This window comes from Promicromonospora sp. NPDC059942, from assembly GCF_042731755.1.
Lineage (GTDB): Bacteria > Actinomycetota > Actinomycetes > Actinomycetales > Cellulomonadaceae > Promicromonospora.
On the sequence record NZ_JBHWLR010000009.1, the window covers coordinates 285932 to 293461 of the forward strand.

General features: G+C 70.3%; 5 protein-coding genes. 2 read left to right on the forward strand and 3 right to left on the reverse strand.

Annotated features, from left to right (window positions below):
* The first annotated feature begins 239 nt into the window (after nt 1-239).
* Entirely contained in the window at nt 240-3005 is a 2766-nt protein-coding gene (gene valS, locus ACFV9Q_RS17005; RefSeq protein WP_377235376.1) for a valine--tRNA ligase, read from the forward strand.
* A gap of 76 nt (nt 3006-3081) precedes the next feature.
* Here valS and ACFV9Q_RS17010 read toward each other — a convergent pair whose 3' ends face one another.
* The 3 genes from ACFV9Q_RS17010 to ACFV9Q_RS17020 all read right to left on the reverse strand — a co-directional run bounded on the left by ACFV9Q_RS17010 (nt 3082) and on the right by ACFV9Q_RS17020 (nt 5490).
* A complete protein-coding gene (locus ACFV9Q_RS17010; RefSeq protein WP_377235377.1) occupies nt 3082-3588 on the reverse strand; it encodes a DUF1877 family protein in 507 nt (168 codons plus the stop codon).
* Between the two features lie 174 nt (nt 3589-3762).
* Nucleotides 3763-4941, reverse strand: coding sequence for a Vms1/Ankzf1 family peptidyl-tRNA hydrolase (locus ACFV9Q_RS17015; protein WP_377235378.1), 1179 nt, complete (start codon nt 4939-4941; stop codon nt 3763-3765).
* A gap of 201 nt (nt 4942-5142) precedes the next feature.
* The gene (locus ACFV9Q_RS17020; RefSeq protein ID WP_285105256.1) at nt 5143-5490 is read right to left on the reverse strand and encodes a chorismate mutase; all 348 of its coding nucleotides are present in this window, start codon (nt 5488-5490) and stop codon (nt 5143-5145) included.
* Between the two features lie 152 nt (nt 5491-5642).
* Between ACFV9Q_RS17020 and ACFV9Q_RS17025 the strand changes: the two genes are divergently transcribed.
* Nucleotides 5643-7469, forward strand: a complete 1827-nt coding sequence (locus tag ACFV9Q_RS17025) for an AMP-dependent synthetase/ligase (RefSeq protein WP_377235379.1) — start codon at nt 5643-5645, stop codon at nt 7467-7469.
* The last annotated feature ends 61 nt before the right edge of the window (nt 7470-7530 follow it).

The following is a 7530-nucleotide window of genomic DNA, read 5'->3' on the forward strand; positions in this document are numbered from 1 at the left end:
CCGACAACACGACATGCGCACGATTCGTCTCCTGGAGAGCGTCGGACGGCCACGATGACCGCCCTGACCGGTGTGCCCGGTTCTGGGCCAGGCAGAACCATAGTGCATGCCTCTGGCACCTATCGACCGTCTCGAAGAATCTGTGGCGGACGTCTCGCCGGCGCACCCCGCACGCACGGCCGTCGCGACCTGTGGAAAACGTGCGCTTCGGGTTGCTCGAATCTGGGACACTGGTGCGCATGAGCATTCCCGCCTCCACCGGGCCGACGGACCCGGCTGCGACCACACCCGCACCTGACACGACACCGACCCCTGCCGCCGCCGCGGTACCGGGCGCCGAGGTCGTACGCGCGGTGGTCAAGGAGGTACCGGACAAGGTCAGTGCGGACGGCCTCGAGGCCAAGTTCGACGAGCGCTGGACCGCCGAGCAGACCTTCGCCTTCGACCGCACCAAGACCCGTGCCGAGGTCTTCTCGATCGACACCCCGCCGCCGACGGTGTCGGGCTCCCTGCACGTGGGGCACGTGTTCAGCTACACGCACACCGACATCGTGGCCCGCTTCAAGCGCATGCGCGGCCTCGAGGTCTTCTACCCCATGGGCTGGGACGACAACGGCCTGCCCACCGAGCGCCGCGTGCAGAACTACTACGGCGTGCGCGTGGACCTCTCCCTGCCCTACGACCCCGACTTCACGCCGCCGTTCGAGGGCACCGACAAGAACGTCAAGGCCGCTGACCAGGTCCCGGTCAGCCGGCGCAACTTCATCGAGCTCTGCGAGCGGCTGACGGCCGAGGACGAGAAGGAGTTCGAGGTGCTCTGGCGGCGCCTCGGCGTCTCCGTGGACTGGGCGCAGACCTACCAGACCATCAGCGACTCCTCGCGGGCCACGGCGCAGCGGGCGTTCGTCCGCAACTTCCAGCGCGGCGAGGCCTACCAGGCCGAGGCCCCCGGCCTCTGGGACGTCACGTTCCAGACCGCCGTGGCCCAGGCCGAGCTGGAGGCCCGCGACTACCCCGGGCACTTCCACAAGGTCGCGTTCCACAAGCCCGACGGCGAGCCGGTCTACATCGAGACCACGCGCCCCGAGCTGATCCCCGCCGCGGTCGCGCTCATCGCGCACCCGGACGACGAGCGCTACCAGCACCTGTTCGGCACCACCGTGACGTCCCCGCTGTTCGGGGTCGAGATCCCGGTCCTGGCGCACCACCTGGCGGAGCCCGACAAGGGCGCCGGCATCGCGATGTGCTGCACCTTCGGTGACCTCACCGACGTGCAGTGGTGGCGCGAGCTGCAGCTCCCGACGCGCTCGATCATCAACCGCGACGGCCGCATCACGCGTGAGCTGCCGGAGTGGCTCACGGGCAGCGCGGGCGCGGAGCTGTTCGAGGCCGAGGTCGCGGGCAAGACGACCTTCAGCGCCCGCAAGGCCATCGTCGAGGCGCTCACCGCGTCGGGCGACATGCCGAGCGAGCCCGTGGCGACCCAGCGCAAGGCCAACTTCTTCGAGAAGGGCGACAAGCCCCTCGAGATCGTGACCTCGCGCCAGTGGTACATCCGCAACGGCGGCCGCGACCAGGAACTGCGCGAGGAGCTGCTGGCCCGCGGCAAGGAGCTCGACTTCCACCCGGACTTCATGCGGGTGCGCTACCAGAACTGGGTCAACGGCCTGAACGGCGACTGGCTGGTCAGCCGCCAGCGCTTCTTCGGCGTCGCGATCCCGCTGTGGTACCCGGTCGACGCGTCGGGCGAGGTCGACTACGACCACCCGATCGTCCCGGCCGAGGAGGCCCTGCCCGTCGACCCGACGTCGCAGGCGCCCGCCGGCTACACCGAGGAGCAGCGCGGCCAGGCCGGCGGCTTCGTGGGCGACGCGGACGTCATGGACACCTGGGCCACCTCGTCCCTGACCCCGCAGATCGTCGGCGGCTGGGAGCGGGACCAGGACCTCTTCGAGCGCGTGTACCCGATGGACCTGCGCCCCCAGGGCCAGGACATCATCCGCACGTGGCTGTTCTCCACCGTGGTGCGCTCGCACCTGGAGAACAAGGTGCTGCCCTGGAAGAACGCGACGATCAGCGGCTGGATCCTCGACCCGGACCGCAAGAAGATGTCCAAGTCCAAGGGCAACGTCGTCACGCCGATGGACCTGCTCGTCGAGCACGGCTCGGACGCGGTGCGGTACTGGGCGGCCTCGGCCCGCCTGGGCACCGACGCGGCGTTCGAGGTGGGTCAGATGAAGATCGGTCGCCGCCTGGCGATCAAGGTCCTCAACGCCTCGAAGTTCGCGCTGTCGTTCGGCGGCGGCGCGGGCAGCGAGATCGCGCTCGACCCGGCGGCGGTCACGGTCTCCCTGGACCGGTCGATGCTCGCGGGCCTGGCCGGCGTGGTCGAGCAGGCCACGGCCGCGCTGGAGGCCTACGACCACACCCGCGCGCTCGAGCTGACGGAGACGTTCTTCTGGACGTTCTGCGACGACTACCTCGAGCTCGTCAAGGACCGTGCGTACGGCGCGGGTGCCGACTCCGCGGACATCACGCCGGAGACGGCCTCGGCCCGTACCGCCCTGGCCATCGCGCTCGACACCATGCTCCGCCTGCTGGCGCCCTACCTCCCGTTCGCCACGGAAGAGGTCTGGTCCTGGTGGCGCGAGGGTTCGGTGCACCGCGCGCCGTGGCCCGTGGCCGAGCCGCTGCGCGCGGCCGGCGGGGCCGCCGACCCGGCCGACCTCGCGGCCGCCGGGCACGCGCTCGCCGCGCTGCGCAAGGTGAAGTCCGAGGCCAAGGCGTCGATGCGTACGCCGATCGTCGCGGCCTCGCTGGCCGTCCCGGCCGGCTCGCTGACGGCGGTCGAGACCGCTGTCGAGGACGTCAAGGCCGCCGGCCGCGTCACCGGCCCGCTCGACCTGGTCGCCGCCACAGAGGGCCAGGGCGACCCGGCCGTCCAGGGCGGGATCGTCGTCACCTCCAGCGAGCTGGGCGAGGCCCCGCCGCGCAACAAGGGCTGAGCCCGGGCAGACAGAACGGGGGCGGGACGCTGATCGGCGTCCCGCCCCCGTCTGTCTCTGCTGCGACTGTTCCCGCTCAGTTGAGCATCAGCACCACCGCGTCGCCGGCCTCGGCCGCAGCACCGTAGAACGCGGTCAGCTCGCCGTACGCGACGGCCAGGCGCTCATGATCGGTCTCCGCGGCGTGCTCACCCGGGTCCGGGCACACGTCCTCGTCGCACACGTGGTCGGCGACGGCGAGCGGCGCCAGGGTGTCGAACGACGTGCCCACCAGGAACGCGGCCGCCTTCTCCACCTCCTCCGGGCCCAGGTAGCGCACCGGCGTGATCCCGTCGGTGGAGGCCAGCGCCGCACCGCCCTGCACCGGGTCGACGGGCATGCCGCCGTGCACCCGGAGCACCGTGTGGAGCGGACCCCACACGGTGCCGATGCTGAAGTACCTGGCCTCCTGTGCCGGAAGATCCACCTCCACCCATTCGCCGGCGAGCTCGTCGATGTGCTCCAGCGCCCAGGTCAGATCTGTCCGTGCCTTGTCGAAGTCGTCGGCGGCAAGCCGCGCGTACTCACAATGAATCATCCCCATGGCCCAGGACCGTACCGATAATGCGTTTCCGTGTGTATGGGCAAAACGGACACATTCCGGCGCAACAATTTCTCATACGCGGTAAATCGGAAATTCCATCCACTCTGGCGCCCGTTCTGAGCGCCTTTTGTCCGATCAACCGCTCGAGAATTCACATCGAATTCACGTGGGAGGTCAGTGCAGCCGACGGTCGTCGCCGGACATGCTGGCGAGCACCTCCGTGGGCGTCCCGTCGTCCCGCCAGCGCAGGGTCGCGCCGACGCCGTCCATGAGCTCCACCGAACCCTCGGGCGCGAACGTCAGGCCGGCGTCCTGCCCCACCGCCGCGCGCACGAGCGCGACGCTGGCGGGCAGCTCCTCCAGCCGCTCCGTCACCCCCATGGCCTCGAGGTCGGACCGGTCGCCCGCGATGTGCATCGGATCGGGCCCGATCCACAGCTTGCGCCCGTTCATGCGGCCGGGGCTCGTGCCGTACTCCTCCGCGAGCACGAGCTCCTTGACCTGCCCGCGCGCGAGCACCGCCACGACGTCGTCCACCGAGGTCACGGCGTTCGACTCCCGGCCGAGCTCCTGACGCAGCTCCGCCAGCACCCGTTCGCGCCGCCGCTCCCGGTAGGAGTCCACGGCGTCGGAGACCCGCTCCGCGAACGCGGTCTCGTTGACGCCGCCGCCGCGCCCGCCGCCGGGCACCTCGACCAGCTTGTCGGTCGTCGGCGTCGTCAGCGCGGCCCGGGTGAGCGAGACCGCCCGCTTGTCGCCGGTGAGGAGCACCAGCTCCGGGTCGGACTCCGCCACGTGCCGTTCGATCTCGGCCGCCACGGCGGCGGCGTTGCGCTCCCAGGAGTCCTCGGCACGGGACTCGATCCGAGCCCGCTTGATCCCCGAGGAGCTGGTCTTCTCGATCTCGTCGTGCGGCGCCTGGAAGGTGCTGTGCACCTTGGCGTCCGGCCCCGCGCGGAGAAAGTCCGCGCCCGCCCGGTCCACCGTCACCTTGAGCACCTCCACCGACTCGTCGGCGGCCAGGGCGGCCTGCAGCAGGGCCGGGACGGCCTCCCAGGAGCCGGAGCTCGCGGTCGGCGGGTTGTTCACCACGCGGTCCACCAGCACGCCCGTCTCGTCGGCGATGACGACCCGGCCGTGCGGTCCCGGGACCCTCGTGGGTCGCAGCACCACCTCTTCGATCGCGTCCAGCACGGCGTCCGGGGCCTTCTGCTGCGCCAGGTCCCTGCGCACTGCGTTCCAGCGCCCGCCGACGTCACGGTCGGCGGCGTGCTCGGACGGCGTCGCGTCCAGGCACAGGGTGGCGAACGGTCCCGGGTGGCCGAGGAGGGGTTTGAGCCAATCGATCTTCATGAACACCTCCGCGTCACCCGCCGAGGTCGAGGTGATGCCCTACCGCATGACCTCGCCCCGGCGTTGACTCCAGGAAACGACGGATCCCGGGCGCACGCCACCCCTGTGGGGGAAATTTCTGTGACCTGTACAGGAGATATTCGGACCCGACGTTTGCCAACTACCAGGAGAAGGCAAAAACGCGTCAGGCACAGGTCACCTTCAAGCGTAGGTGTCGACCTCAGGCAAATTGTCGCCCTTGTGCTGCGCGGCGATCAGCTCGTGGTGGCGGATCACCTCGCTCACGATGAACTGGCGGAACTGCTCGGCGAACTCGGGGTCCAGGCCGGACTCCTCGGCGATGCTCGTGAGCCGGGCAATCTGCTCCTGCTCGCGGGCCGGGTCGGCCGGGGGCAGCCCGCCGACCGCCTTGAGCTCCCCCACCCGGCGCGTCACCCGGAACCGCTCGGCGAGCAGGTAGACCAGCGCCGCGTCGATGTTGTCGATGCTCCCGCGGAGCCGGATGATCTCGGACGGCACCGGAGCGCTGGTCGGTTCGTTGTCAGACACAAGAAGAGGCTAACCGTCCACGGCCGCCACGGGCGAAAGACGGTTCCGACCTGAGACGGGGATCCGCTACAGTCACCCGAGCAGGCCACGCAACTTGGTGAAGACCCGATACCGCGCCTTCACCTGTTCAAGACTTCAACGGAGAGCAGCACATGACACTTGCCACGTCGCCGGCCTTGGTGGAGGTGCCCGAAGGCACCAGCATCAACACGATCCTCGCGGACCGGGTGGCCCGCTCCGGGGACGAGGCGCTCATCGAGCGGCGTGACGCACCGGACGGCCCGTGGATCAAGGTGTCGGCGAGCCAGTTCGAGGACGAGGTGCTCGCCGTCGCGCGCGGCCTGGTGGCGCGCGGCATCAAGGCCGGCGACCGCGTCGCGATCATGTCCCGCACCCGGTACGAGTGGACGCTGCTCGACTTCGCCATCTGGGCCGCCGGCGCCGTCGCCGTGCCGGTCTACGAGACGTCGTCGGCCGAGCAGGTCCAGTGGATCCTGTCCGACGCCGACGTGCGCCTCATCGTGGTCGAGTCGAGCGCTCACGCCGAGACCGTCAGGCAGGTGCGGCCCAGCCTGCCCGGGCTCGAGGACATCCTGCTGATCGACGAGGACGCCGTGCTCGACCTGCGCAAGGCCGGCACCAACCTCTCCGCCGGCATCGTGGCCGAGCGGCGCGACGCCGTCCGGCGCGACGACCTGGCGACCATCATCTACACCTCCGGGTCGACGGGCCGCCCCAAGGGCGTCGAGCTCACGCACGGCAACTTCGCGCACCTGACCCTGAACGCCGCCGCCGGCATCCCGGAGCTGCTGAGCGCCGAGAACGCGCGCACGCTCCTGTTCCTGCCGCTGGCGCACGTGTTCGCGCGCTTCGTCGAGGTCGCGACCATCGCCGGCCAGGCCGTGCTGGGCCACGCCCCGGACATCAAGAACCTGGTGGCCGACCTGGGCTCGTTCCGCCCGACGTACCTCCTGGCCGTGCCGCGCGTGTTCGAGAAGGTCTACAACAGCGCCGAGCAGAAGGCGTCCTCCGGGCTGAAGGCGAAGATCTTCGCCTGGTCCGCGCGCGTCGCCGAGGACTACTCGCGGGCCCTGGACGTGCCCGAGGGACCGGGCGGCGCGCTCAAGGTCAAGCACGCGATCGCCGACCGGCTGGTGTTCAGCAAGCTCAAGGCCACGATGGGCGGGCAGCTCAGCTGGGCCGTCTCGGGCGGCGCACCGCTGGGCGAGCGCCTCGGCCACTTCTTCCGCGGCGCGTGCGTGACCATCCTGGAGGGCTACGGCCTCACGGAGACGACCGCCCCCACGGCGGTGAACCTGCCCGGCAAGATCGTCATGGGTTCGGTGGGCCCGGCCTTCTTCGGCACGGGTATCCGCATCGCCGACGACGGCGAGGTGCTGCTGAGCGGGCCGCACATCTTCCGCGGCTACCGCAACCAGCCGGAGCTGACCGCGGAGGCCCTCGTCGACGGCTGGTTCCGCACCGGGGACCTCGGCCGCCTGGACGAGCACGGCCACCTGCACATCACGGGGCGCAAGAAGGAGATCATCGTGACGGCCGGCGGCAAGAACGTCGCCCCGGCCGTGCTCGAGGACCGGATGCGGGCGCATCCGATCGTGAGCCAGGTCGTGGTGGTCGGCGACCAGCGCCCGTTCATCGGCGCCCTCGTCACGCTCGACGCCGAGATGCTGCCCGGCTGGTGCGCCGCGAACGGCCTGCCCAAGCTGTCGGTGGCCGACGCGCGCGTGCACCCGAAGGTGCTGGCCGAGCTCGACAAGGTGGTCGCGCAGGCGAACGAGGCGGTCTCCAAGGCCGAGTCGATCCGCAAGATCACGGTGCTCGACCTGGACTTCACCGAGGCCAACGGGTACCTCACGCCGTCCATCAAGGTGAAGCGGGCCAAGGTCATCGCGGACTTCGCGGACACCATCGACACGCTGTACGGCGCTGCGGTGCCGAACGCCTTGGTGCGGAAGTAGAACGACGGTGCCGAGTCAGAGTCTTGGTCCGTCTCCTACCGGGTAACACCCGGTAGGAGAC